At 73.7% G+C, this 24,338-nt stretch carries 23 protein-coding genes and 1 pseudogene; 17 read left to right on the top strand and 7 right to left on the bottom strand.

Annotation, left to right across the window (positions count from 1 at the left end):
* Positions 1-604: 604 nt before the first annotated feature.
* Complete coding sequence (locus ACLQ23_RS04300; RefSeq protein ID WP_355595026.1) at positions 605-1,075, bottom strand: VOC family protein; 471 nt, start codon at positions 1,073-1,075, stop codon at positions 605-607.
* A gap of 61 nt (positions 1,076-1,136) precedes the next feature.
* Between ACLQ23_RS04300 and tsaA the strand changes: the two genes are divergently transcribed.
* A complete protein-coding gene (tsaA, locus tag ACLQ23_RS04295) occupies positions 1,137-1,559 on the top strand; it encodes a tRNA (N6-threonylcarbamoyladenosine(37)-N6)-methyltransferase TrmO (RefSeq protein ID WP_355595028.1) in 423 nt (140 codons plus the stop codon).
* Positions 1,560-1,656: 97 nt separating this feature from the next.
* Here the strand turns inward: tsaA and ACLQ23_RS04290 are convergent, their stop codons facing one another.
* Both ACLQ23_RS04290 and ACLQ23_RS04285 read right to left on the bottom strand, forming a co-directional pair.
* Complete coding sequence (locus ACLQ23_RS04290) at positions 1,657-2,286, bottom strand: MBL fold metallo-hydrolase (protein ID WP_355595030.1); 630 nt, start codon at positions 2,284-2,286, stop codon at positions 1,657-1,659.
* Positions 2,286-3,371 (bottom strand): S-(hydroxymethyl)mycothiol dehydrogenase, encoded by a 1,086-nt coding sequence (locus ACLQ23_RS04285; RefSeq protein WP_425735391.1) that lies wholly within the window; start codon positions 3,369-3,371, stop codon positions 2,286-2,288. Before ACLQ23_RS04285 ends, ACLQ23_RS04290 begins: the two co-directional genes overlap by 1 nt.
* Positions 3,372-3,556: 185 nt before the next feature.
* Here ACLQ23_RS04285 and ACLQ23_RS04280 point away from each other — a divergent pair, with 185 nt between their 5' ends.
* The 3 genes and pseudogenes from ACLQ23_RS04280 (at position 3,557) to ACLQ23_RS04270 (ending at position 6,711) form a co-directional block, all read left to right on the top strand.
* Positions 3,557-3,976, top strand: a complete 420-nt coding sequence (locus ACLQ23_RS04280) for a hypothetical protein (RefSeq protein ID WP_355595034.1) — start codon at positions 3,557-3,559, stop codon at positions 3,974-3,976.
* Positions 3,977-4,023: 47 nt separating this feature from the next.
* Positions 4,024-5,163, top strand: a pseudogene (locus tag ACLQ23_RS04275) (low temperature requirement protein A).
* A gap of 87 nt (positions 5,164-5,250) precedes the next feature.
* Positions 5,251-6,711, top strand: coding sequence for a cryptochrome/photolyase family protein (locus ACLQ23_RS04270; RefSeq protein WP_355595036.1), 1,461 nt, complete (start codon positions 5,251-5,253; stop codon positions 6,709-6,711).
* A gap of 12 nt (positions 6,712-6,723) precedes the next feature.
* Here ACLQ23_RS04270 and ACLQ23_RS04265 read toward each other — a convergent pair whose 3' ends face one another.
* Together ACLQ23_RS04265 and ACLQ23_RS04260 are read right to left on the bottom strand one after the other, a co-directional pair.
* Positions 6,724-7,185, bottom strand: a complete 462-nt coding sequence (locus ACLQ23_RS04265; RefSeq protein WP_425880369.1) for a hypothetical protein — start codon at positions 7,183-7,185, stop codon at positions 6,724-6,726.
* The gene (locus ACLQ23_RS04260; protein ID WP_355595040.1) at positions 7,185-7,664 is read right to left on the bottom strand and encodes a hypothetical protein; all 480 of its coding nucleotides are present in this window, start codon (positions 7,662-7,664) and stop codon (positions 7,185-7,187) included. The genes ACLQ23_RS04265 and ACLQ23_RS04260 overlap by 1 nt, the downstream gene beginning before the upstream one ends.
* 44 nt (positions 7,665-7,708) lie before the next feature.
* Here ACLQ23_RS04260 and ACLQ23_RS04255 point away from each other — a divergent pair, with 44 nt between their 5' ends.
* From ACLQ23_RS04255 to ACLQ23_RS04225, 7 genes are all read left to right on the top strand, one after another.
* Positions 7,709-8,701 (top strand): helix-turn-helix transcriptional regulator, encoded by a 993-nt coding sequence (locus tag ACLQ23_RS04255; RefSeq protein WP_355595042.1) that lies wholly within the window; start codon positions 7,709-7,711, stop codon positions 8,699-8,701.
* A gap of 140 nt (positions 8,702-8,841) precedes the next feature.
* Positions 8,842-9,420, top strand: coding sequence for an ATP-binding cassette domain-containing protein (locus ACLQ23_RS04250; RefSeq protein WP_355595044.1), 579 nt, complete (start codon positions 8,842-8,844; stop codon positions 9,418-9,420).
* A complete protein-coding gene (locus ACLQ23_RS04245; RefSeq protein WP_425880368.1) occupies positions 9,417-10,694 on the top strand; it encodes an ABC transporter substrate-binding protein in 1,278 nt (425 codons plus the stop codon). Before ACLQ23_RS04250 ends, ACLQ23_RS04245 begins: the two co-directional genes overlap by 4 nt.
* The gene (locus ACLQ23_RS04240) at positions 10,691-12,457 is read left to right on the top strand and encodes a hypothetical protein (RefSeq protein ID WP_355595048.1); all 1,767 of its coding nucleotides are present in this window, start codon (positions 10,691-10,693) and stop codon (positions 12,455-12,457) included. Before ACLQ23_RS04245 ends, ACLQ23_RS04240 begins: the two co-directional genes overlap by 4 nt.
* Positions 12,454-14,871 (top strand): tetratricopeptide repeat protein, encoded by a 2,418-nt coding sequence (locus tag ACLQ23_RS04235; RefSeq protein WP_355595050.1) that lies wholly within the window; start codon positions 12,454-12,456, stop codon positions 14,869-14,871. Before ACLQ23_RS04240 ends, ACLQ23_RS04235 begins: the two co-directional genes overlap by 4 nt.
* 91 nt (positions 14,872-14,962) lie before the next feature.
* Positions 14,963-15,586, top strand: a complete 624-nt coding sequence (locus ACLQ23_RS04230; RefSeq protein ID WP_053656192.1) for an ABC transporter ATP-binding protein — start codon at positions 14,963-14,965, stop codon at positions 15,584-15,586.
* Positions 15,583-17,004, top strand: coding sequence for a DUF6297 family protein (locus ACLQ23_RS04225; protein WP_355595052.1), 1,422 nt, complete (start codon positions 15,583-15,585; stop codon positions 17,002-17,004). The genes ACLQ23_RS04230 and ACLQ23_RS04225 overlap by 4 nt, the downstream gene beginning before the upstream one ends.
* Before the next feature lie 34 nt (positions 17,005-17,038).
* Here ACLQ23_RS04225 and ACLQ23_RS04220 read toward each other — a convergent pair whose 3' ends face one another.
* Positions 17,039-18,538, bottom strand: coding sequence for a PLP-dependent aminotransferase family protein (locus ACLQ23_RS04220; RefSeq protein WP_355632737.1), 1,500 nt, complete (start codon positions 18,536-18,538; stop codon positions 17,039-17,041).
* Positions 18,539-18,601: 63 nt separating this feature from the next.
* Here ACLQ23_RS04220 and ACLQ23_RS04215 point away from each other — a divergent pair, with 63 nt between their 5' ends.
* The 5 genes from ACLQ23_RS04215 to ACLQ23_RS04195 all read left to right on the top strand — a co-directional run bounded on the left by ACLQ23_RS04215 (position 18,602) and on the right by ACLQ23_RS04195 (position 22,477).
* Complete coding sequence (locus ACLQ23_RS04215; protein ID WP_355595055.1) at positions 18,602-19,213, top strand: LysE family translocator; 612 nt, start codon at positions 18,602-18,604, stop codon at positions 19,211-19,213.
* 7 nt (positions 19,214-19,220) lie between these two features.
* Positions 19,221-19,958, top strand: a complete 738-nt coding sequence (locus tag ACLQ23_RS04210) for a B3/B4 domain-containing protein (protein WP_425735389.1) — start codon at positions 19,221-19,223, stop codon at positions 19,956-19,958.
* Positions 19,959-20,075: 117 nt separating this feature from the next.
* Positions 20,076-21,173: a DUF5919 domain-containing protein gene (locus tag ACLQ23_RS04205; RefSeq protein ID WP_425735388.1), complete on the top strand. Its 1,098-nt coding sequence runs from the start codon at positions 20,076-20,078 to the stop codon at positions 21,171-21,173.
* Between the two features lie 35 nt (positions 21,174-21,208).
* A complete protein-coding gene (locus ACLQ23_RS04200; RefSeq protein ID WP_425735399.1) occupies positions 21,209-22,135 on the top strand; it encodes a pentapeptide repeat-containing protein in 927 nt (308 codons plus the stop codon).
* A gap of 105 nt (positions 22,136-22,240) precedes the next feature.
* The gene (locus ACLQ23_RS04195) at positions 22,241-22,477 is read left to right on the top strand and encodes a preprotein translocase YidC (protein ID WP_425735387.1); all 237 of its coding nucleotides are present in this window, start codon (positions 22,241-22,243) and stop codon (positions 22,475-22,477) included.
* Between the two features lie 157 nt (positions 22,478-22,634).
* Here ACLQ23_RS04195 and rnhA read toward each other — a convergent pair whose 3' ends face one another.
* Positions 22,635-23,111 carry a ribonuclease HI gene (rnhA, locus tag ACLQ23_RS04190; protein WP_355595065.1) on the bottom strand — a complete coding sequence of 159 codons (477 nt, stop codon included), beginning with the start codon at positions 23,109-23,111 and terminating at the stop codon, positions 22,635-22,637.
* A gap of 117 nt (positions 23,112-23,228) precedes the next feature.
* Here rnhA and ACLQ23_RS04185 point away from each other — a divergent pair, with 117 nt between their 5' ends.
* Positions 23,229-24,335, top strand: a complete 1,107-nt coding sequence (locus ACLQ23_RS04185; RefSeq protein ID WP_355597162.1) for a serine hydrolase domain-containing protein — start codon at positions 23,229-23,231, stop codon at positions 24,333-24,335.
* Positions 24,336-24,338 lie beyond the last annotated feature (3 nt).

Raw genomic sequence — 24,338 nt, 5'->3', positions numbered from 1 at the left:
AACCGGGTTGCGGTGTCGGCCATTCCGGATATGCGCAGTGCTCGGCGAGATGAGGTCCCGGTCACTCGCGGCTACGGGACGGACCGCCCAACGCGGCCGAAACCCTCCTGCGCAGCAAGACGGCGGGCGGAGCTCCCGGACGGCGGCAGTTACGGCACGCGACTCTGGGACGGACGGACAACTGCGGGCGCGCGGCTCCGGGCGGGCGGACAACTGCGGGCACGCGGCCCCGGGACGGACAGCTACGGGCGGCGGGGTCTAGCGGAGCGTGACGTGAGAGGCGGCGGCTGAGGGTGGCGGTGCTTCCTTTGCTCTGCTTCAACCCACGCAACAGGCACACAAGGTGACGGCGCACGCCGAGCCCTCCGAGCGATGATCGACTCGACTTCCTGGAAATCGCGGTGTCCGAGCACCTGGGATGCGCCGATTTCCAGGAGCCCGAGTGGATCAACGACAGCAAGCACCGAGGCCGGGGATGCGGCGGGCGTTGGATGTAACAGTCGGTGACGGCGAACCCGTGTAACGGTCGGTCGCGGCGTGCCGGTGAGCCCGATCACCCGTCGTCGCTCAGCCGTCGGCGGCGCTCCCGATGGCCCGCCTCCGCTCAGTCGTCGGCGTCGCGTCCCGTTCCGAAGCCGTCCAACCCGGCGCGCTCTTCCGGCGTAAGCAGTTCCTCGAAGACGGTGATCTGCAGGTCGGCGGGGGCGTCGAGGCGGGAGTTCAACGACTGCCACGGGGTGAGCGTGGGCGGCGCGATCTCGGCCGCCCCGGCGGCGACGAGCCGGGCGGTGGTCGCTCTGGCGTCGTCCACCTCGAAGGCGACCCGGATGCGGGGCGCGACCTGCCGACCCACCTCGACCTCGTCGATCATGCGTTTCTGTGCCGGATTGGCGATCTCGAGCGTGGCGCGGCCGGCGTCCAGGATCACCACCCGGGCATCCCCGTCGCCGCTGAACGCCGCTTCCTCGGGCAACCCGAGCGCGTCGCGGAAGAACGCGACAGCGGCCTCGTGGTCCTCGGCCTCCACCACGAGGCGCAGCTGACGGACGACGGGCGCGGGCTGCTCGGCGGTCATGACCGCAGATCGTAACGTCGGTCGGCGGCGGTAGGTTCAGGCAGTCCGGAGGGGGTCCAGAATGGGCGACACAGACGAGGCGTACGTGCTGCGGCCGGTCGGCCGGGTCGTCTCGCCGCTTACCGACGCGGCGAGCGCACCCCGGCAGGGCGACGAAGGTGCGCCGGCCGCTTGGCTGGTCTTCGACAGGTCGGTCGAGCGGGCTCTGGGCGACCTGTCGGCGGGCGCGGAGCTGCTGGTGCTGACCTGGCTGGACCGCGCCCGCCGCGATCTGCTGGCGGTCCACCCGCGCGGCGACGAGAGCCGACCGGAGACCGGCGTGTTCAGCACCCGCTCCCCGCACCGCCCCAACCCGATCGGCCTGCACCGTGTCCGGGTGTTGGCCGTCGACGGGCTGCGCGTGCAGGTGGCCGAGCTGGAAGCCCTCGACGGCACCCCAGTGCTCGACGTCAAGCCGGTGCTGGGCGCGGCGGACGAGCGCTGACCCGTCGACCGCGCGCCAGCCGCCGACCCTCGACGGCGCCAGCCCGCCGCAGCGCGCGCTGGCGGCGTGCCAGTCACTGCGGCGGCGTGCCCGGAGTTCAGTGGCCCCGCGTGATCCACTCCTGGAGGTGGGGGGCCTCCGCGCCGATTGTCGTGTCGTCGCCGTGCCCGGTGTGCACTACCGTCTCCGGCGGCAGGGTGAGCAGACGGGTGCGGATCGACCCGACGATGGTGTCGAAGTCGCTGTACGAGCGACCGGTGGCACCCGGCCCGCCGGCGAAGAGCGTGTCGCCGGTGAACACCGCGCCCAGATCCGGGGCGTAGAAGCTGCACGCGCCGGGGCTGTGCCCGGGAGTGTGCAGCACCCGAAGCGTGGTGCCGGCCACCTCGATGTCCTGCCCGTCGTGCAGTTCGCCGTGCGGCGGCAGGTGGGGGTGGACCATGTCCCACAGGACCCGGTCGTCGGCGTGCAGCAGCACCGGAGCGCCGGTGGCCCGTGCCAGTTCCGGCGCGACCCGTACGTGGTCGTCGTGCGCGTGGGTGGCCAGGATCGCCCGGACCCGACGGTCACCGACAAGCGCGAGGATCGCCTCCACGTCGTGCGGCGCGTCGAGGATCACGCACTCGGTGTCGTCGCCGATCACCCAGACGTTGTTGTCGACGTCGAACGTCTGCCCGTCGAGGGAGAAGGTGCCGGCGGTGACCGCGTGGTCGACCCGGGCGGTCATCAGAACACCACCACCGAACGGAGCACGTCGCCGTGGTGCATCCGGTCGAACGCGTTCTCGACCTGGTCGAGGGCGATCTCCTCGGTGACGAAGGCGTCCAGGTCGAGGCGGCCCTGTAGGTACAGCTCGGTGAGCATCGGGAAGTCCCGGCTGGGCAGGCAGTCGCCGTACCAGCTGGACTTGAGGGCGCCGCCGCGACCGAAGACGTCCAGCAGCGGCAGCTCGACCTGCATCTGCGGGGTGGGCACGCCGACCAGGACGACGGTGCCGGCCAGGTCCCGGGCGTAGAACGCCTGCTTCCACGTCTCCGGACGACCCACCGCGTCGATGACCACGTCGGCGCCGAAACCGCCGGTGGCGGCCTGGATCGCCTCGACCGGGTCGGTCTCGGAGGCGTTAACGGTGTGCGTGGCGCCGAACTTACGGGCCCACTCCAGCTTGCGGGTGTCGGTGTCCACGGCGACGATCGTCGTCGCGCCCGCGAGGAGCGCACCGGCCACCGCCGCGTCGCCGACGCCACCGCAGCCGATCACCGCGACCGAGTCGCCACGGGTGACGTTGCCGGTGTTCATGGCCGCGCCCAGCCCGGCCATCACGCCGCAGCCGAGCAGGCCCACAGCGGCCGGCCGGGCGGCCGGGTCCACCTTCGTGCACTGGCCCGCGTGCACGAGGGTCTTCTCGGCGAACGCGCCGATGCCCAGCGCCGGGGTCAGCTCGGTGCCGTCGGTGAGGGTCATGCGCTGGCGGGCGTTGTGGGTGTTGAAGCAGTACCACGGCCGCCCCCGCCGGCAGGCCCGGCAGTCGCCGCAGACGGCACGCCAGTTGAGCACCACGAAGTCGCCCGGGGCAACGTCGGTGACGCCGTCGCCCACCTGCTCGACGATGCCTGCCGCCTCGTGGCCGAGAAGGAACGGGTAGTCGTCGTTGATGCCACCCTCGCGATAGTGCAGGTCGGTGTGACAGACCCCGCAGGACTGGATCCGGACGATCGCCTCACCGGGCCCCGGGTCGGGCACCACGATCGTCGTGACCTCGACCGGTGCGCCCTTGCTACGGGAGATGACTCCCCGGACTTCCTGGCTCACTTCGCCTCCTGCTGGTGGTGTGCGGCGGGGACCGGATGCCGGCAGGTGGTGAACCGGGCGCGGCGGTGGGCCCCTGCCGAACCTACCCGACGACAACGGCCGTCCCAGCCGCCCCGGCGACGGGTTATCGCGGGTCACGCGGGGTACGCGGGCCGCAGTTCCGACCACGGCCACCAGGAGTGATCATGAAACTCGCGCATCTGCCGCTGCGGGTCAGCATCGGCGCGTACTTTCTCAACTCGGGTTTGGGCAAGCGGAACCTGGAGGGTGAGGCGGCGGCGGGCATGCACGGGATGGCGGTGGCGGCCCTGCCGCAGCTCAAGCAGTTCGAGCCGGTGCGTTTCGCCAAGCTGCTGTCTCGCTCGGAGATTGCGTTGGGGGCCGCCCTGCTCACGCCGTTCGTGCCGACGCCCCTGGTGGGGCTGGGCCTCACCGCGTTCGGCGCGGGCCTGGTGCAGCTGTACCTGAAGACGCCGGGGATGCGTGAGCCGGGCAGCATCCGCCCGACCCAGCAGGGCACCGGGCTCGCCAAGGACGTGTGGCTGGTCGGCGCCGGGCTGACGATGGTGCTGGAGGGGCTGACCCACGGCCGCCGACGCCACTGAACCCGGCGGTGACCGGACCTCGTACGCTGCGGCCGTTCTACCGGCCGATGCGGCCCCGCAGCCGCGACGAGCCACACCGGGCGGCCACGCCGCTGGAACTCCTCTTCGACCTGTGCTTTGTGGTGGCGGTGGCGCAGGCCGCGACCAACCTGCACCACGATGTCTCCGAAGGCCACCTCCGCCACGCGGTGACCAGCTACGCGATGGTGTTCTTCGCGATCTGGTGGTCGTGGATGAACTTCACCTAGTTCGCCTCGGCCTACGACACCGACGACGACGTGTACCGGATCACCACGCTGGTGCAGATCTCCGGGGCGTTGATCCTCGCGGCCGGGGTTCCGCGGGCGTTCACCGACGGCGATTTCACGATCATCACATACGGGTACGTGGTGATGCGGCTGGCCGCCGTCGTGCAGTGGAGCCGAGCCGCCGCCGGCGATCCCGCCCACCGCGCGGCGGCCCGCCGGTACGCCATCGGCGTGACAGTGGTGCAGCTCGGCTGGCTGCTGCGGCTGGCCCTGCCCGACGGGTGGGGCATCGCTGCGTTCGTGGTGCTGGCGCTTGCCGACCTGCTGGTGCCCGCGGTGGCCGAGCGACCCGGGATGACCCCGTGGCACCCCGGGCACATCGGCGAGCGGTACGGGCTGTTCACGCTGATCGTGCTCGGCGAGGCGGTCCTGGCGATCTCGGTGGCGATCCAGACCGGCGTCGACGCGGGCAACCACGGGCTCTGGTCCCTCGCTGGGGCCGGCGCGGTAATCGTCTTCGCGCTCTGGTGGCTCTACTTCGACAGGCCGAGCGAGGCGCCGGACCGGCTGCCGTACTCGCTGATCTGGGGCTACGGCCACTACCTGATCTTCGCGGCGGTCGGCGCCGGTCTGCCGGTGGTGGTCGACGACGAGCGGCACCTCGCCCACATCTCCGGAACCACCGCCGGTTACGCGGTGGCCATCCCGATCGCGGTGTTCCTGCTGACCGTGTGGATGCTGCACGTCCGCCGCCAGCAGCACGGCGCGGTGGTCGTGGCGTACCCGGTCGTCGCCGGACTGGCGCTGCTCGCGCCGCTGGGACCAGCCCGGGTGCAGGTCCTCGCGCTGCTGCTTGTCGCCCTGGTGGCGCTCACGGTGGTGCTGCGCCGACGCGACGACGGTGCCGCGCCGGCACCGGCCGGCGTTGGCCCCTCCTGACGTCACGACGCCACGACACACGCACGCGAAGCGAATATGCGGCCCGCCGTTCGGGCGCGGCGGCCCGGAAGTCGGCAGAATTGCGGCATGCTTCGCCGCCGATGGCTGTTGGCCGACCAACTCGGGCCACATTTCCTCGACGACCCCGACCAGCCGGTGCTGCTGGCGGAGATCCGGGAGTTGTTCCGCCGTCGGCCGATGCACCGGCAGAAGGCACATCTCATCCTCTCGGCCCTGCGGCACCGCGCCGCCGAACTGGGCGACCGGGCGCTGCTGCTGCGGACGGACACGTTCCGGGAGGCCCTGGCACAGGTCGCCGAACCGGTCGAGGTGTGCCACCCGCACTCCTGGGCGGCCCTGCGCTTCGCCCGCTCGGTGCCCGGGTTGACGGTCCTGCCGGCGCGCGGCTTCATCACCAGCCAGGACGACTTCGCCGCCTGGGCCGACCGCACCAGGCGCGGCCCGCTCCGGATGGCCGACCACTACCGTCACGTCCGCCGCCGGCACATCGTGCTGACCGGGCCGGCCGGCGGGGCCGGGCCGGCGCGCCGCCCGCCAGCGGAGGGCCACGCCGTACCGGCGACACCTCCGCCACCGCCGCCGATCGTCGAGGACGACATCGACGCGCAGGTCCGCCGCGACCTGGACCGGTGGGCGGCCGACGGCGTGCGGTTCGTCGGCCGGGACGGCCCCCGGCAGCACCCCGCAACCCACGCCGAGGCGCAGGCCCGGCTTGAGCACTTCCTGACCCACCGGCTGCCCGAGTACGGCCGCTGGGCCGACGTGATGAGCGCCGAGGACCCGCTGTTCGCGCACTCCGCGCTCTCGTCCTCGTTCAACCTCGGGCTGCTGCACCCGGAGCCGGCCGTACGCGCCGCCGAGCAGGCGTGGCGGGACGGCGCCGCCCCACGCACCGCTGTCGAGCCGTTCATCCGAGGGCTGCTCGGCTGGCGGGAGTTCCTGTGGCAGCTGTACTGGTACTTCGAGCCCAGGTTCCGAGGCTCGAACTGGCTGGCCGCCACCGAGCCGATCCCGGACTGGTTCGCCGAGTTGGACGCCGACGCTGTGGAGGCGCGCTGCCTCGCGGACGTGCTCGCCGCCGTCCGCGACCGGGCGTGGACGCACCAGACACCCCGGCTGCTGGTGCTTGGCAACTACGCGTTGCAGCGCGGCTGGCGTCCGACCGAGGTCGCGGACTGGTTCCGGCGCTGCTTCGTCGACGGCACCGACTGGGTGATGAACACGACGGTGATCGGCATGAGTCAGTACGCCGACCTGGCAAGGGTGGACACCCGCCCGTACGCGGTGGACGGCACCGACATCGACGAGATCAGCGACTACTGCGGCGGCTGCCGGTACGTGCCGGAGCGGGCGCTGGGTGACCTGGCCTGCCCGTACACCGGGGGGTTCGAGAATTTCCTGCACCGCAACCGGGAGCGGCTGGTGGCCGACCCCCGGCTCGCCGCGGAGTTGGCACGCCGCGACGAGCCGGAGCACCGCGAGGCGGTGATGGCGCAGGAGGAGAAGCGGGGCGGCACCGCCCCGTGACGGGCCGCCCGGTCACCGGCCCGATACTCGGGAGAAGGTCATGACCCAGTTGGTCTCCCAGGTCTGCTCGCCGTCGGTGGAGAACGCCTGCTCCCAGCGGGCCGTGGTCGCGCTGATGTCCGACCAGATGAACCGGCACCGCACCGGTCGCCCCTCGTGCTGATCGTCGGCGTAGAAGCGGCCGACGCCGTCGACGAAGCGACCCACCATCGGCGGCTGCTCCAGCACGCCGCTGTCGCTGCTCATCCAGTAGATCGACCACTGCTGCCGGGCCGGGTCGAAGATCCTGATCGTGGCACCGGCGGAGCCCTTGGTCGAGAACGTGATCTCGTCGAAGTGGCCGCCGCCGGCGAAGAAGCCGTGAGCGACCGACACCCCGGGAAACTCCTCCCACTCGTCGGAGCCCACAAGCCGCTCGCGCAGCCGCCGGTTCACGACGTTCCAGGTCCCCACGAAGAAGTCGAAGTCGCCCATCAGCGGCCCACCGGCCCTTCCGCTCGCGTGTCGTTGAGGTAACCGGTGAGGTCGGGGCTCGCTGGCGCCAGCATGTGCCGGATCCAGGCGGCCCGCTCGTGCTCCAGCACCGCCAACTCCCACACGCAGCCCACGGCGGGACGGCGCAGTTCGACGAAGTGCGCGGGGTCCAGGTCGGGGCAGTCCAGCGCCGGCTGTCCCGCCACCGCGACGCGGATCTCCACCGCGTTGTCCCACACCCAGGTGTAGGCCAGCAGGTACGCGCCGGTGTCCGCGCCCCGGTGCAGCACCACCCACCCGGCGCCCGGGGTGCCGTCGCTCGGTACGTCTTTCAGCAACGTGGGCAGCATGTCGTACGCGGCCTTCTCCACCTCCGGTTCGATGGGCCGTTGCGGCTGGTCGATGTGGTAGCGCTTGAACTGCCGGGCGTCCACAGTGATCGCCGGAGGCGTTGTCAGATCCTTGTCGCGAAAAGCCATGCCGGGACGGTACGACCGCTCCCCTGACAACTAGTGTCAGTGAAGTGCGGGCCAGTCGACTTCTCTCCCTCCTGCTGCTGCTCCAGGCGCACGGGCGGCTCACGGCCGCGCAGCTCGCCGAGCGGCTGGACGTGTCCGCGCGCACCATCTACCGGGACGTGGAGTCGCTGCATGCCGCCGGTATCCCGCTGTACGGGGAGGCCGGGCACGCCGGCGGCTACCAACTTGTCGACGGCTGGCGTACCCGGCTGACGGGCCTGACCGCAGAGGAGGCCGACCGGCTCTTCCTGGCCGGGCTACCCGGTCCGGCCGACGAGTTGGGCTACGGCGACGTGGTGGCCGCGCTGCAACTCAAGCTGCACGCCGCGCTGCCGGCGCCGCTGCGTGACCGGGCCACCCAGCTCCAGCAGCGCTTCCACCTGGACACCCCCGGCTGGTACGCCGACGGCGACGCGTCCCCGGAGCTGGCCCGCACCGCCGAGGCGGTCTGGCGTCAGCACCGCATCGAGGTGCGCTACCGCGGCTGGCGCGGCGAGGTGACCCGCGTGCTGGAGCCGTACGGCCTGGTGCTCAAGGGCGGCCGGTGGTACGTGGTGGCCACCCAACCCGGCCGGGACGCACCGGCTACCTACCGGGTCAACCAGATCCTCGCCCTGACCCCGCTGGCGCAGGAGTTCGACCGGCCGGCCGACTTCGACCTGCCGACCTGGTGGCGGGCGCACGTCGTGGGGTTCCGGGCCCGGCTGCACCGCGACGAGGCCACCGTCCGGCTCTCCCCCGCCGGCCGCGAGCGGCTGCGGGAGGTCGGCAGCGATCCGGTGGTGGCCGCCGTGGACGCCAGCGCCGGGCCACCCGACGCGCGGGGTTGGGTGACCGCTGTGCTGCCCATCGAGTCGCTCACCCATGCCCACGGTGACCTGCTGCGCCTCGGCGCCGACGTGGAGGTGCTGACCCCTGTCGCTCTCCGCGAGCGCCTGGCCGCCACGGCGGCCGGGCTGGCGGCCCTCTACGCCCCCACCGGACAGCCGGCGCGATAGCCCGCCGCTTCCACTGTGGAAGCCGGCGGGACATCGGCTGTCGGCATCGTGTGCCACCCTGGGACCGTCACCCGCGGTCACCGGAGGTGAGGGCTACGTTACGGCTACGTGCACTGGTCGCCGTCCCCGGTACCGGGCCGGTGACCCTCGACGTCCCCGCCGGCACGACGACGGCGCTTGTGGGGCCACCTGCGGTCGGCACCGCGGTGGCCCGGGTGCTTGTCGGGCTCGCCGCACCGGTCACCGGGCGGATCATGGTCGGTGCCCGGGACGTGACGGCGCTGCCGCCGCCGCGTCGGCAGATCGGCTACGTGCCGGCCGGCGGTGCCCTGCTGCCGCAGCTCACCGTCCGCCGCAACATCGAGTACGGCCAGCGCAAACGCGAGCGGGTGCACGAGGTGGCCGACGACTGGACGTCCACTGTGGTGGACAGGCTGGAGCTCGCCCCGACGCTCGGCCTGCTGCCGCACCTGCTCTCCGACGCCCAACGGCTCCGGGTGGCGCTGGCCCGCGCGGCGGTGTGCCTGCCCGAGGTCCTCGTGGTCGACCTGCCCACCGAACCGGCCGGCGGCAGCCGCCTCGGCGACCTGCTTCCACGACTGTCCCCGCCGGACGCGCCCGGAGTGGCGGTGCTGGTGTGCACGGCCGACAGGGCCGCCCTTGCCGAGATCCCCCGGCGGCACGAGCTGGTCACCGAGGCCGACGGGGCGCCCCGGTGACGCCGGGCGGCCGGACCACCCGCCGTACCCTGCTGCGCGCTGCCACTGTCGGTGCGGCCGCTACCATCGCCGGCTGCGCCGGGAGCACCCGTTCGGTGCAGGTGGCGGTGGTGTGGAGCGGCGGCGAGCTGGACCGCTTCCGGCAGGTCGTGAAGGGCTATGGCCCTTCGGTACACGTGGTCAGCGCCGGCAACGACATCGACGCGTTCCTGCGCGCCCGGCATCTCGCCGGCACCGCACCGGACGTGGCGATCCTGCCGCGTCCCGGCCTGGTCACCGAGTACGCCGCCCGGGGCTGGCTGCGGCCCGTGCTCCCGTCCGACGAGTACGCGGTGCCCGCCGGGCTGAACGATCTGCTGAGGACCGGCGGGCACCGCTACGGCGTGTGGGTGAAGGCGGCGCACAAGTCCCTCATCTGGCACCTGCCTTCGGTGCTGCCCGTCCCGCCGACCAGTTGGGACGAGCTGGTCGCGCTGACCCGCCGGCTCGGCACGCTCGCCGTGCGGGGGGACGGCCCGGCGCCGCTGGCGATCGGCGCGGCCGACGGCTGGGTGCTCACCGACTGGCTCGAGAACGTGCTGGCCGACCTGGCGCCCGCCGCGTACGACGCCCTGGCCGGGCCGGACGCCGACTGGCGGGGCCAGCCGGTGCGCGACGCCCTGGACCGGCTCGCCGAGCTGTGGAGCATCGACGGCGCGTTCGTCGGGGGCGGCCGTCGCGCCCTGCTCACCCAGTACGAGGAGTCGGTGATCCAGGTGGTGCGCTCCCGCCGTGCGGTAATGGTCTTCGAGGCCGATTTCACGGCCGAGGTGGGCAGCAGGTTCCGCGGCGGCTCCGAGGAGGCGGCCGCCTTCCGGTTCCCCAGCGCCGGCAGCGGCGTCGGCCCGCTGATCGTCGGCGGGGACGCAGCTGTCGTGTTCGCCGACGCGCGGGGCGGGGTCGAGCTGGTCGAGTGGCTGACCAGAGCCGACTCGTTCCGCCCCTGGCTGCATGCCGGCGGCTACCTGTCACCGAACACCACGATCCCGCTTGCCGACTACACGAATCCGGTCCGCCGCCGGTTCGCCGCCGAGATGCGCGATCCGGGCACGCTGCGGTTCGACCTCTCCGACCAGCTGCGCGGGGCGTTCACCGGTTCCGACGGCGTGGGCATCTGGCGCATCATGCAGGACTTCTTCGCCGACGTCACAGGTGGCGTACGCGCCGCCGAGGCGGTCCGGCGTGCCACCGGGCAGCTCGCCGCGGCGGCCCGCAGCGCGGGAGGTGGCCGATGAGCGAAACCCGGGTGCTCGGCGAGTTCGCGGTGCTCGACGACGTCGGCCCACCGCGCCGTGGCCGCGTGTACCCGGCGGCCGGGGCGACGTCCGCGCTGCTGCTGCCGGCCGCGCTGCTGCTCGGCGGGCTGCTGCTGTGGCCGGTGCTGCGCACCCTGCACGCCAGTGTCACCACCGACGGCCGCTGGGTCGGCGCGGAGCACTTCCGCACCGCCCTCGCCGCGCCGGGCACCGGCGCCGTGGTCGGACGGACAGTGCTGTGGGCGGTGCTGGTGCCGGCGGTGGTGACGGCGCTCGGTTACCTGCTCGCCGTCGCGTCACGTCGCTCCCAGGAGGGCGGGCTCGTCCGGCTGATCCTGCTGGTGCCGGTGGCGCTGCCGCTCGTCGTCACCGGCGTGACGTTCCGGCTGATGTACGACCCCGACCCGGGCCGTGGTCTGGCCACACTGGTCCTGGCGCGGCTGACCGGCCGGTCCGCCGAGGACGCTCCCCAACTGCTCGGGCCTCGCCTGGTCACCGTGGCGCTGATGTCGGCGTTCGTCTGGGCGTGGGTGGGTTTGGCGGTGCTGGTCTTCCGGGCCGCACTGGACCAGGTGCCGCCGAGCCTGGCCGACGCGGTACGCGCCTACGGCGGCGGTCGCCGGCACGTCCTGTGGGACGCGCAGTGGAGGCCGCTGCTGCTGCGTACCGTCGCTGTGGTCTTCGCGCTTGTGGCGCTCGGCACCAGCCGGACCTTCGACCTGATCCTGGTCATGACGCCGGGGTCGGTGCGCGACGACGCGGCGGTGCTGGCGCTGCGGGTGTGGCAGACCTCCGGTGGCACCACCACCGGGCCGGGCGCCGCGCTCGGCGTCGTCTGGCTGGTGGCGGTCGTCGCCGGCATGTTGGTGGCCGCTCTCTTCGTCCGTCAGGCGTGGCCGCCGCCGCGCGTCGAGGTCGGCTCGGAGCCCGCCGCGCTGGCACCGCCACGACGGCTGTTCCGGCTGCTCGCCGCGGCCGCCGCGGTGGCGTGGCTGATACCGCTTGTCGTGCTCGTCGCCACGTCGGCGCACGGGCAGGTGGACGCGGCGGCGCGCGGCTGGTGGTCGACGCCACCCGGTGCGGGCTCCTATCACGCCCTGCTGACCAGCGGTGAGTTGTGGCGAACGCTTGGCTTCACGCTGCTGCTTGCCACAGTGGTGACCGCCACGGTGCTGGTCATCGCGCTGCTGGCCGCGTACCCGCTGGCCTGGCTGACCGGGCCTGCCGCGCAGGCGACCGGCCTGCTGCTGATGGCCGCGACGATCGTACCGGTGCAGGTGATCGCCGGCCCGGTCAACGAGGTGCTGGGCGTGGTCCTGTCCTCGGGGACCGCCCGAGGGCTGGCGCTTGTGCACGTGGCGCTGGGCGTGCCGTTCGCAGTGCTGGTGCTGCGCAACGCGTTCGCCGACCTGCCCGCCGAGCAGGTGCGCGGCGCCCGGCTTGGCGGCCGACGGTGGTGGGGCGCGCTGCGCCGGCTGGGCCGGCACAACCTGCCCGCCGTTGTCGCCGTCTCCGTTCTGGAGTTCGTCCAGGTCTGGAACGACCTGGTGGTGGGGCTGCTGTTCAGCGGGCCGGAGGCCACGCCGCTGGGGTTGTTCCTGGCCGGGCAGACCCGAGGCTTCGTGTCCAACAGCGGCGTCCTGGCCGCCGGGTCGGTGCTCGCCTCGGTGCTCCCGGTGGTGCTGATGGTGCTCGCCCGGCGACAACTCGTCGCCGGCCTGGTCTCCGGAGGTGTCCGGTGACCGGCCCCGGCGGCACCGGTCGAGGGCCGCGCTGGCCGGTGCTCATCGCGGTCGGCACGCTTGTCAGCGGGGTGCTCGGCAACCTCGCCAGCAACCTGCTGTCCGAGCTGGCCGCCAGCGTGCTCGGCCCGGCGAGCATCGCGCTTGCCGTCAGCGGCGCGGCCGGCTTCGTGGTGTTCGAGATGCGCCGGCGCCGGGCCGTGCGCGAGACCGCCCCGGAACCCACCGACGTCGTCACCGCACCCGTCACCGACGTGCCGACGCTGCCGTACCCGGCCGGGTTCACGGGCCGCGACGAGCACGTCCGGACGGTGCTCGGCCTGCTCGCCCACGAGCACGCGGTGGCGGTGCTGGGCCGTAGGGCGGTGGGCACCTCCGCCTGCGCCGTCCAGGTGGCGAACCTGTGCCGGGACGACTACCCGGACGGCCAGTACCACCTCGACCTGCGTCGGGGCGGTCGGCCCCGCACCGCCCGCCAGGTGCTCACCGCGCTGGCGGGTGTCCTGGGCACCGCGCCGCCCGCCTCGGGCCGGCCGGACGCCCTCGCGGCCGCCGCCGCAGCGCTACGCCGCAGGCTCGACGGCCGCAAGATCCTGCTGGTGCTGGACAACGTCGACAGTCCCGAGCAGGTACGCCCGCTGCTGCCACCCACCGCCCGCACCTGCCGGCTGTTGTTCGCCGGTGGGCCCGCGCTCAGCGGTCTCAGCGGGGTGGTGGCGCACTGGATCGCCGAGCCGGGCCCGGACGAGGCGGTCGAGCTGTTCGCGGCGGCCGGCAGTGCCGCGCCCGCCGCCCGGGCCCGCCGTGCCGACCCACGCACCGATCCGGCGGTACGCGACATCGTCGACCTGTGCGGCAGGCAGCCCCGCACGATCCGGGCGCTGGGCTACCGCACCGCGCAGCACGGCTGGCGGCACTCGGACGTGCTCGACGCGCTGCGACGCGCGGTGCACACCCCGCCGCACCAGCGGGTCGCCGTGTCGCCGGCAGCCCAACTGGTCACCGAACGCGACGTCGCGTACCGGGCGTTGACCCGCGAGGCCCGCCGCCTGTACAGGCTGATGTCGCTGACCCCCGCCCCGGTGGACCGGCCGACCATCACCGCGCTGGCCGCCCGGCACCCCGACCGGGTGACCGCGCTGCTCGACCAGCTCGCGGCCGCCGCGTTCGTGGTCGGCGCACCCGGTGACCGGTACGAGATCCGGCCGCTGCTCGCCGCCAACGCCCGGCTGCACCTGCGCGCCGCCGAACCGTCCCGGACCCGTGTCGCCGCGCAGGCCCGGCTGACCCGGCACCTGGCCCGCCGGGCCGAACGGCACGCGGCCAACCTGGCAGTGCTCGGCTCCCCACCGGACCGGGAGTGGTCACTGCCGTTGGACGACGACCCGTACGGCTGGTTCGACCTGCACCAGGAGCTGCTGCTGGCGGTGGTACGGGTGCCGGCCGGGGCGGCCGAGACGCTGCCCCGTCGGGTACGCCGCTGGTGGTTCCGGCTGGCCGTGGCGCTGTGCGGATGGCTCGCGCACGTGGAACGGCTCGACGAGTGGGAGCAGGTCTGCCGTACGGTGCTGGCCACCCCGACCGCCGACGACCGGCCGGAGATCGCCGGGTGGGCGCACAACGAGCTGGGCGTGCTGCGTCGACGCCGACACGACCCGCAGGGCGCCGCCGCCGCGCTCACCCTCGCGGTTGCCGAACGGGGTCGGCGCGGCACCGCCCAGGCCCGGATGAACCTCGGTCTGGCACTGCTCGACCTGGGGCAGCTCGACGACGCGGTGGAGCACCTGGAGCTGTCCCGCCGGCACCGCTCCTCGGCGGACCGGGCCGGGCACGCCCTCACCGACCTTGGTCTCGGCGCGGCCCAGCTGGCGCGGGGCGAGCTGGACACCGCCCACCACCACCTCGTGCGCGCGGCCAACACGTTCCGGTCGGTGGGTGACGCGCGCGGCTACGCGGCGGCCCTGACCAACCTGGTGCTCGTGCACGCCACACTCGGCGAGCACCTGGACGCCGCGCAGGCGTGGCGGGCGGCGCTGCGCGAGTACGAGTCGGTGAACGACCCGACAAGCCGGGCGGCGGCACTGCTCAACGCCGGTGCGACGCTGTTGACGAGCGCACCGGGGCAGGCGCGGGCGGCGTACGAGTTGCTTGCCGAGAGCCGGCGGCTGCGTGCGGCCGGCCGGCCGACCCCGGGGCTGGCCCGGACCCTGCTCTACCTGGGCGATGCCGCCGACTCGCTTGGTGACCGCGCGGAGGCGCGGCGGCACTGGGCGGACGCGGCATCGGTGGCCGAGGAGGTCCACGACGAGCCGGCGCTGACCGCCGCCGACGGGCGGCTGGACGACTCCGACGCCGGGCGGGACGACTCCGGCACCGTGCCGGGTGACTCCGACGCCGTGCTCGACGGTGCCTGACCGCCGCCGGCGGGCGGCTGACCGCCGACGGCGGGCGGCTGACCGCCGACGGCGGGCGGCTGACCGCCGACGGCACGGTCTGGGAGAGTGTGTGACCGTGGATGCGCTTACGGTACGGGGACTCAGTCGCAACTTCGGCAACCTGGTGGTGCTCGACGACGTGAGCTTCGCGCTGCCGGCGGGCCGGATCGCCGTGGTGCTCGGCCCCAACGGCAGCGGCAAGACCACACTGCTGCGCTGCGTGGTGGGCGCCGACCGGCCGGACGCCGGTGAGGTGCTGGTGCAGGGCCGCCGGGCCGACGAGACCGATCCGCAGGTACGGGCGCTGGTGGCCGCTGCCCTGGACGACATCGACTTCTTTCCCGACCTGTCAGTGGTCGAGCACCTGGAACTTGTCGCGTACGCGCACGGGGGCAACGCCGAGCCGGTCGAGGAGGTGCTCGTCGAGCTGGGCCTGGAGCCGGCCCGCGATCAACTGCCGGTGACCCTGTCCAGCGGGCAGCGCCGCCGGCTGGCCCTGGCGTCCTGCTTCGTACGCCCCCGTCGGGTGCTGATCCTGGACGAGCCGGAGCAGCGGCTGGACGTGCGTGGCCGGCAGTGGCTGGCACAGCGGCTGCGCCGGGAGCGGGACGCCGGCACCGCAGTGCTGCTGGCCTCGCACGACCCGGAGTTGATCGACGCGGTCGTGGACGAGCGGATCGAGATCGGCCGGTGACCGCACCACCGGCCACGATCGCCGACGCGCCGGTCGGGGTGCCCAGCGCCCGTCAGGTGCGTACGCACCTGCGTCAGGCCCGCCGTCGCCACCACGAGCACTCGCTCGGCGACGTGCTTGGCGACGCGTACGTCATGGTGCTGTTCGTGGGCATGTACGGCTGGTTCGCGATCAGCGCCAGTCGCGACATGCTGGCCTCCCCCACCGTCGGCCGGGCCGATCCCGGGGTGCGGTGGTGGCTGGCGGTGGCGGCGCTGCTGGCCGGCGCCGGGCTGGCCTGGCGGGGTCTACGAGCGCTCGGTCCGCTGCTTGTCACGCCGGCCACGCAGAGCTGGGTGACAAGTGCCCCTGTCGACAGGCGGGCCTGGCTGGCGCCGCGCCTCGGTGTCCTGCTTGTGGGCGCGGCGACCGGCACGGCGCTGCTCGGCGTGGCAGTGGCGGTGCTGGGCGGCGTCAGCGAGCCGGACGCCCTGGGCTGGGCGGCGGGCGCCGGCGCCGGGTGGGGTGCTGCCGCGCTGGCCCTGAGCGTCGTCGCCCAGGGTGACCGGACGGGCCGGCGGTGGCCGACGCTCGTCGGTGCGGTGCCGATGGTGACGGCTGGCGTCGTCACGGCCGTGGTGGTGCTCGCCGGTCGATTCGGCAACGGACTGCCCCAGCCGGCGACGCTGCCGACGGCCGCGCTTGTCGCCGTGGGGGTGCCGCTCGCTGTCGCCGGCACGGTCTTCGCGGCCCGCGCGCTGCCCCGGGTGGACCGGGCCACGCTGACCACCGGCGCGCAGTTCGCAAACGCCGCCGCCACGGCGACGATCCTGCTCGATCCGAGCATGCTCACCAGCCTGGTGGAGAGCCGCCGGTGGCGCCGCATCGGCCGGGTGCGCAGCAGCCGGATCCGGCCCGGACCGAGCTGGTGGGCGCTGTTGCAGGCCGACGTACGCCGGTTGCGCCGTCACCCCAGCGCCCTGCTGATCTGGGCTGCGCTCGTCGGCGTCCAGTACGCTGCCGCGCTCGCCCTGCCCGGGCTGGCCGGTGCCGCGCAGGTCGTGTTCGCCTATCTCGCCACCGACCGGCTCACCGGCGGCCTGCGGTCGATCAGCCGGTCACCGGGGCTGCGCCGGGCGCTCGGCGGCAGCGACAACCTGCTGCGCGGGATCCACGTGGTGGTGCCGGCGATCGGCGCGGGCCTGTGGTGGCTGCTGACCCTGCCGACCGTCGAGGCCGGGCCGCCCTGGCTGGCGCCGACGTTGGCGCTCGGCGTGGTGGCCGCCGCCTGGCGGGCCGGCACGCGCCCGCCGATCAACTACGGGGGCGCGACTGTCAACACGCCGTTCGGGATGGTTCCGGTGGACCTGCTGCGTCAGGGGTCACGAGGGCCTGCGCTGCTGGCCGTGCTGGTGCTCGTGCAACTGTTCCTGGGCTGACCCGGCCCGGCACCTGTGCGGCGGGGGCCGGCGCTCAGCCTGCGGCGGCGCGGGTCAGCTCGCGTAGCGCGGCGGCGACCTGCGTGACGCCGTTCTCGATCTCGGTAGTCGTGCGGGCCGCGTAACCGAGAACCAGACCGGGCCGGTACGGGCGCTGGCAGTGCCAGGTCAGGGGTTGCACCTTCACGCCGCGCGCCAGCGTCGCCGCCGCCAGGTCGGTGTCCGCCACGACGCCCGGCACGGTGATCATCAGGTGCAGTCCGGCCGCGGCGCCGTGCACAGTGGCGCCCGGCAGGTGCCGGGCGACGGCGGCGATCATCGCGTCCCGGCGGCGGATGTGCCTGCGGCGCAGCAGCCGCAGGTGCCGATCCAGCGCGCCGGAGGTCATCAGCTCCGCCAGCACCAGTTGCGGAAGCACCGCGTTGCCCAGGTCGGCGTTGCGTTTCGCGGCCACCACCGCCTCGCGCCAGCGGGACGGCACGAGCAGCCAGCCGACCCGCAGCGCTGGGGCGAGCAGCTTGGACACGCTGCCGGTGTAGCAGACCTGCTCGGGCACCAGGCCACACAACGCCGGCACCGGCGGGCGGTCGTAGCGGTGCTCGGCGTCGTAGTCGTCCTCGATGATCACACCGCCGGCCCGCGCCCACTCGACGAGCCGCCGGCGGCGGTCACCGTCGAGCACCACTCCGGTCGGGAACTGGTGCGCGGGGGTGAGCAGCACCGCAGGGACGCCGCTCGCGGCCAGCTCGTCGACTCGTAGCCCGGCGTCGTCGACGGCGATCGGCGGAGTGGCCATCCGCCAGTTGTTCAGATGCTGGCGTACGCCCAGCGAACCAGGGTCCTCGACCGCGATCCGGTCGATGCCGGCCGGGCCGAACGCCTGGGCGAGCAGCCCCAGCGACTGGGACACACCGGCCACGATGATCACGTCGGCGGGGTCGACGGCGATGCCGCGGCTGCGGGCCAGCCGGACGGCCACTGCCTGCCGCAGCACGGGCGCGCCGCGCGGGTCGCCGTAGCCGAGGTCGGCAGCGGCCAGGCCACGCAGCACGGTCCGTTCGGCGCGCAGCCAGTCCGCGCGGGGAAAGGCCGTCAGGTCGGGTACGCCGGGTGTCAGGTCGATTGTCGCGCGGGCCGCGCGTACCGCGTCGAAGATGTCGCTGCCCGGAGCCGGCGGGAAGAGTGCCGCCGGTGCCGGCGCGGCGGTCGGGGCGGGTGCCGGCGGGGCCGGCGCGGCTGGACCGCCGACCACCACAGTGCCGGCCCGCCCCCGGCCGGTGAGGTGGCCCTCCTCGGTGAGCCGCTGGTACGCCTCGGTGACCACACCTCGGGAGACGCCGAGGTCGGCGGCGAGCACGCGGGTGGCGGGGAGCCTGTCGCCGACCGGAATCCGCCCTTCGGCGATGGCCTGCCGCAGCCGCGCGGCGAGCCAGTCGGCGCGTCCGCCGGACGGCGCGTCGGCGATGGTCAGGTGCAGAAAGTCCGACCCGGCCGTTATGGACCCCTCGGACGCGTTCGGTTTGGCCCTGCTCATCGGTCCATCGTGGCAGCAGAGTGGGCAGGAGACCGCCCCGCCCACCGCGCCCGGAGGACAACAGTGACAATCCCGTTCCTGATCACCACGCTTGTCGTGGTGGTGACCCCGGGCACCGGGGTGTTCTTCACCCTCTCCGCCGGGCTGTCGCGAGGCGCCCGAGCCGGGGTGCTGGCGGCGTTCGCCTGCACGTTGGGCGTCGTGCCGCACCTGCTGGCGGCGATGACCGGGCTTGCCGCGCTGATGCAGGCGAGCGCGACAGCGTTCGAGGTAGTCAGGTACCTCGGCGTCGGCTACCTGCTCTACCTGGCCTGGTCGACGGTACGGGACCGCAGCGCCTTCACTGCCGGCGGCGATCACCAGGCCCGCTCGGCGACCCGGGTGATCGTCTCCGGCGTCCTTGTGAACCTGCTCAACCCCAAGCCGACGCTGTTCTTCGTCGCGTTCCTGCCGCAGTTCGTGGACACCACGGCCCCGGGCTCGACCCGGGCGATGCTCGTCTGCGGCGCGGTGTTCATGCTGCTCACCTTCGCGGTGTTCAGCGGCTACGGCGTCTTCGCGGCCCGCGTACGCGACCGGGTGCTGACCCGCCCCCGCGTCACCGACTGGCTGCGCCGGTCCGTCGCCGGCACGTTCGTCGCGCTCGGCGTGACACTCGCCCTCACCGAACGATAGGAGTCCCGTGCAGTTCGAACACTCGGCGCACCTTCGCGCCGCACACCCCGACCTGGTCGCCGGTGTGGTGCAGGCGACCGGGATCACCGCCACGGCCGACCTGGAGCAGCGCACCGCCGGCTACCTGGCCCGCGCCCGGGAGCGCCTGGCTGGCGGCCCGGAGAGCACATTCGGTGAGATCCAGGCGTGGCGGCGGGCGTACACCGTCATGGGATTGCGTCCCACGCAGTACCGGTGTGCCTCCGAAGCGCTGCTGCGACGGCTACGCCTGGACGGCGAACTGCCCCGGCTGCACCCGCTCGTCGATCTCTGCAACGCCGTCTCGGCCGCGTACGCCATCCCGGTCGCGGTGCTGGACTCCGACCGGGTCGACGGCGACCTGACAGTGCGGCTCGCGCACGGCGACGAGGAGTACCTGACCTTCGCCGGCGACACCGAGCATCCCGACCCGGGCGAGGTGACCTACGCAGACGCCGCCGGGCGGGCCCACGCGCGGCGGTGGGTCAACCGGCAGAGCGGCCTGTCCGCCGTACGGGCCGACACCTCGTCAGTGCTGATCGTCGCCGAGGCGCTGCACGCCAACGCCGAACGGGACGTGACAGGGCTGGTCGCCGCGCTGGTGGCGGACCTGACCGACGGGTGGGGTCCACCGGTGGCGTCCGCCGTGCTCACCGCCGCGACGCCCCGGTTCACCGCACGGGCGGTGGGCGTTCCCGGTGAGGAGGTGTCCCCGGCGACGAGGTGACCGTGGTCGCCCCGACAGCGCGAACCCGGCGCGTCGGTCGTGAACCGGACAGCGAACGGCAAAGCCGACACGTATCCTCCGCATTCCGTGATCGTGGCCACGACGGAGGAGGACCGGATGCCCGGGTGGGCTGACCGGGGCGGCCGGCAACGACGCGCCTTCGTCGTCGGCGGAGCGCTGCTGACTGTCGCTGCCGTGATGCTGCTCGCCGCCTGGCGCAGCACCGGCTTCCTCAGCGACCTGCTGCTCAACCTCGGCTCCAGCGTGGTGCTCGCTGCCATCTCGTACGTCATCTTCGACCCGCTGTTCGAGGAGGCCCGCAGGGCGCGGGTGCAGGAGCATCTGAGCTTCGACCAACGCGCCTTCGTGACGCGGCTGCACCGCTCCGGCCGCCGGGTACGGATCCTCGACACCTGGACGATCCTGCTGGAACGTACGCACCGGGACGAGACCCTGGGCGCGGTACGGGCGGCACTCGCCAACGGCGCGCAGGTGCAGTTGCTTCTGCTCGACCCGGACTGCACCGCCGCGCAGCAACGCTCCGAGGAGTTGGAGCGGCAGCGGGTGGACGTGCCACGCCAGATCCGCACCAACCTGCGCCACCTGGCGGCGTTCCAGAGCACCCTGGACCCCGCGCTGCGGCACCGCCTCCAGGTGCGGCTCTACGACGCGTCCCCGTCGATCCAGCTCTACCAGTGGGACGGGCGGGCGCTGATCTCGTTCTTCCCCATCGGGAAGCTGTCGTTCAACGTGCCGCAGCTGGAAGTCGACATGGACAGCCCGTGGGGCGGGTTCGTGCACGCCCGGTTCGAGGAGCTGTGGGAGCACGAGCAGGCCACCGTGAACCTGGAGCGGTACTGGTCGGTCACCGTCACCCTGCGCCACGACGGCTCCGACGTGGTCGAGGTGCCGGTGCCGTACGTGACCGTGGACGGGCAGCACTACGTCGACTGCGGAAGCTTCCGGGTGACCGGGCCGCTGACCGTACGGGCTGTGCTGCCGCCCCGCGCCCCGGGCGCGGCCCCGGCGGTGTTCGGGCTGGCCGAGCCCGCCGACACCGACCGCACGCCGGCCGCGACGGTGAAACGGCACTTCGACCAGAAGTACGGGCGCGGCGACGAGCAGCGGGCGATCCGCCGGCTGGTGCCACCGCCGGGCGGTCCGCGTACCCCGGTTCCCCGCTCCTCGGCGGCGGGCGACACGCACGGACGGTGACCCCCGACCGGCCCGGTCGGGTGCCCCGCGAAACAATGGTGGCTCCCAGCGCCCGAGCACCCGGAGGCCGACCCGTGCAGCCCGACGCCACGCCGCCGCCCGGGTCGGCGCAGTTGCGCGCCGACTGCGGACGTTGCTTCGGGTTGTGCTGCGTGGTGCCCGCCTTCGCCGCGTCGGCGGACTTCGCCATCGACAAGCCGGCCGGGCGACCCTGCCCCAACCTGCGCCCGGACCACCGCTGCGGCATCCACACGCAGTTGCGGGAGCGAGGGTTTCCGGGGTGCACGGTGTTCGACTGCTTCGGCGCCGGGCAGCAGGTCGCCCAGGTCACCTTCGGCGGACGGGACTGGCGGGACGCGCCGGACACCCTGCCGGCGATGGCCGAGGCGTTCACAGTGCTGCGGCCCCTGCACGAACTGCTCTGGTATCTCACCGAGGCCCTGGCGTTGCGCCCGCCGGCCGGGCTGCGGGCCGAATTGGAACGCGCCCGCGCCGACACGGCAGCGCTCACCGTCGCCGACCTGGCACGGCTCCGCACAGTGGACGTCGCCGCGCACCGCGACCGCGTCAATCCGCTGCTGTCCCAGGCCGGCGACGCTGCGCGTTCCCCTGGGGGCGCCGACCACCGGGGCGCCCCGCTGATCGGGGCGGACCTGCGCCGGTCGGACCTACGCCGGGCCAACCTGCGCGGGGCGCTGCTGATCGGCGCCGACCTGCGCGGCGTCGACCTGGGCCGGGCCGACGTCACCGGCGCGGACCTGCGCGGAGCCGACCTGCGCGGTGCGGACCTGCGCGGGACGCTCTTCCTGCACCAGGCCCAACTGGACGCCGCCCGTGGCGACGCGCGCACCGGACTGCCGGCGACGCTGACCCGCCCGGCGCACTGGACGGCCCTGCCCCTCACGCCGGTACGCCGCCCCGCACCGTCCGCCACCCCGACGCGCCGCCGACGACGCCGCTGACCGTCAGCACGCGTGCCGGGCGGCGGGCGGCGGGCGGGTGAGGTTTCGGCACGATGACGCCGGGTAGCCACCGCCGACGCGCAACGGCACCGACGGGGGGACGGCGTGGGTTTCCGAAAGCGTGACGGTGAGGAGCCGGCGGACCCGGCGCATGCCGAGGACGAGGCCGGTCAGGTCCCGTTGGTGCAGGTCGAGGCGGACACCGAGGTTCCGCCACCAGACGACACCGACGCAGCGCCGGACATCGTGACCGAGGACAACGGCTCGGGTATGACGGGCGGCTCGTCCGGAAGCAGCGGCGGCGGATCGAGCATGCCCGGCCATCCGGACGCGGCGCGCTGACACTCGGCCCGACGCCGGGTCAGCGGCCGACTGGCGTCGGCGCTGTGGCCAGCGGCCGGCGCGGCGCGGCGCGATCGTCAACGGCCCGGCCGGCGCGGCGCTGTGGTCAGCGGCGGACGCGACGCGATCGTCATGCGGGCTGGGGCCGGCGCGACCGTCAGCGGCGCGCTGGGGCGGCGGCCCGGGCCTCGGTCATGCCCTTGTTTGCCAGCCCGTCGGCCCGCTCGTTCTCCGGGTGCCCGTTGTGCCCCTTGACCCACAGCCAGGTCACCTGGTGCCGCTCGCAGGCCGCCTCCAGCCGCTGCCACAGGTCGGCGTTCTTCACCGGCTGCTTGGCGGCGGTCAACCAGCCGTTGCGCTTCCAGGACGCCAACCAACTGGTGATGCCGTTGCGTACGTAGGTGCTGTCGGTGTGCAACTCCACGCTGACCGGGCGGTTCAGGCTCTCCAACGCCTGGATGGCGGCCATCAGCTCCATCCGGTTGTTAGTGGTCGGGGTGGCCTCGCCGCCGCACAGCTCCCGCTCGTGGTCGCCGTAGCGCAGCAGCGCACCCCAACCGCCCGGCCCGGGGTTGCCGCTGCACGCCCCGTCGGTCCAGATCTGCACGCCCCTGCCGGCCGCCGCGTCCACCATGGCAGGCAACCTACCGGGCGGTGACGTCGTACCTGCCGCTCGGGGCAGCTAGCGCCCACGTCGGGGGTGGCGAAAATCGAGCGCGTCGGCCCGGCCCGGTCTGCCAGAGTCGATCCCATGAACGGGACCTGGGACGACCTGCGGGCCGACGTGCGGCAGACGATCGACGAGCTGATCACCAACGGGCGGGAATCCGGCGTACAGGTCGCCGCATATCTCGACGGTGAGCCGATCCTGGAGGTGCACGTCGGTAGCGCGGACCGGGCCACCGGTCGGCAGTTGACCGCCGACACGCCGATCTGGAGCGTGTCGACCGGCAAGGTCCTCACCGCGACAGTGGTGCACGTGCTTGCCGAGCGCGGTGAGCTGGACTACGACCAGCCGATCGCCGAGGTGTGGCCGGAGTTCGCCCGGCACGGCAAGGACCGCGTCACCCTGCGGCACGCGCTCACCCACACCGCGGGCGTACCCGCCCTGCCGAAGGACGTCACGCCGGAGGACTTCACCGACTGGGACCGGATGTGCGCGCTCCTTGTCGACACCGAGCCGATCGCGCCGCCCGGCGAGCTGAAGGCGTACCACGCGTGGACGTTCGGCTGGCTTGTCGGTGAGGTGGTCCGCCGGGTTACCGGCCGACGCGTGTCGCAGGTGCTCGCCGAGGACGTGGCCGGGCCGCTCGGGGTCGCCGACGAGCTGTATCTCGCCGTACCGGCCGGCGACCTGGACCGGCTGGCCCGGGTGGAGGACCGCAACCTGTCGGCGCTGTTCGACTACGCGAGCGCCAACCTGCCGAACTTCGACCGGGTCGCCCCGGCCGGCGTCCGGCCGGGCGCGGAGATCGGCAGCCGCGCCGACGTCCTCACCGCCGAGGTGCCGGCCACCGGCACCATGACCGCCCGCGCGGCGGCACTGATGCTCGCCGCCCTGATCGGCGAGGTCGACGGCGTCCGGCTGATCTCGCCGGCCCGGCTGCGCACCGCCACGACACCGGCAGGGGCCGGGCCGGAGTGGGTGTTCGGCCAGGAGACGACCTGGGGCCTCGGGTACGCCGTGGACGCCGACGGTTCGTTCGGCGCGGCGGGCAGCGGCGGAAGCCTCGCGTACGCGTACCCGGATCTGGGGTTGACTGTGGCGGCGACGAAGACGCTGCTCGGGGCTGGTGACGGCGATCCGATGGAGGACCTGCGGGTGCTGGTCCGCGATGCGGTGGCCGCCCGACGCTGAGCC

Origin of the sequence: Micromonospora sp. DT41 (assembly GCF_049841715.1) — a bacterium.
Taxonomy (GTDB): Bacteria; Actinomycetota; Actinomycetes; order Mycobacteriales; family Micromonosporaceae; genus Micromonospora; species Micromonospora profundi.
Note: the sequence above shows the minus strand (reverse complement) of the source record. Positions and strands in the feature narration are given on the sequence as shown.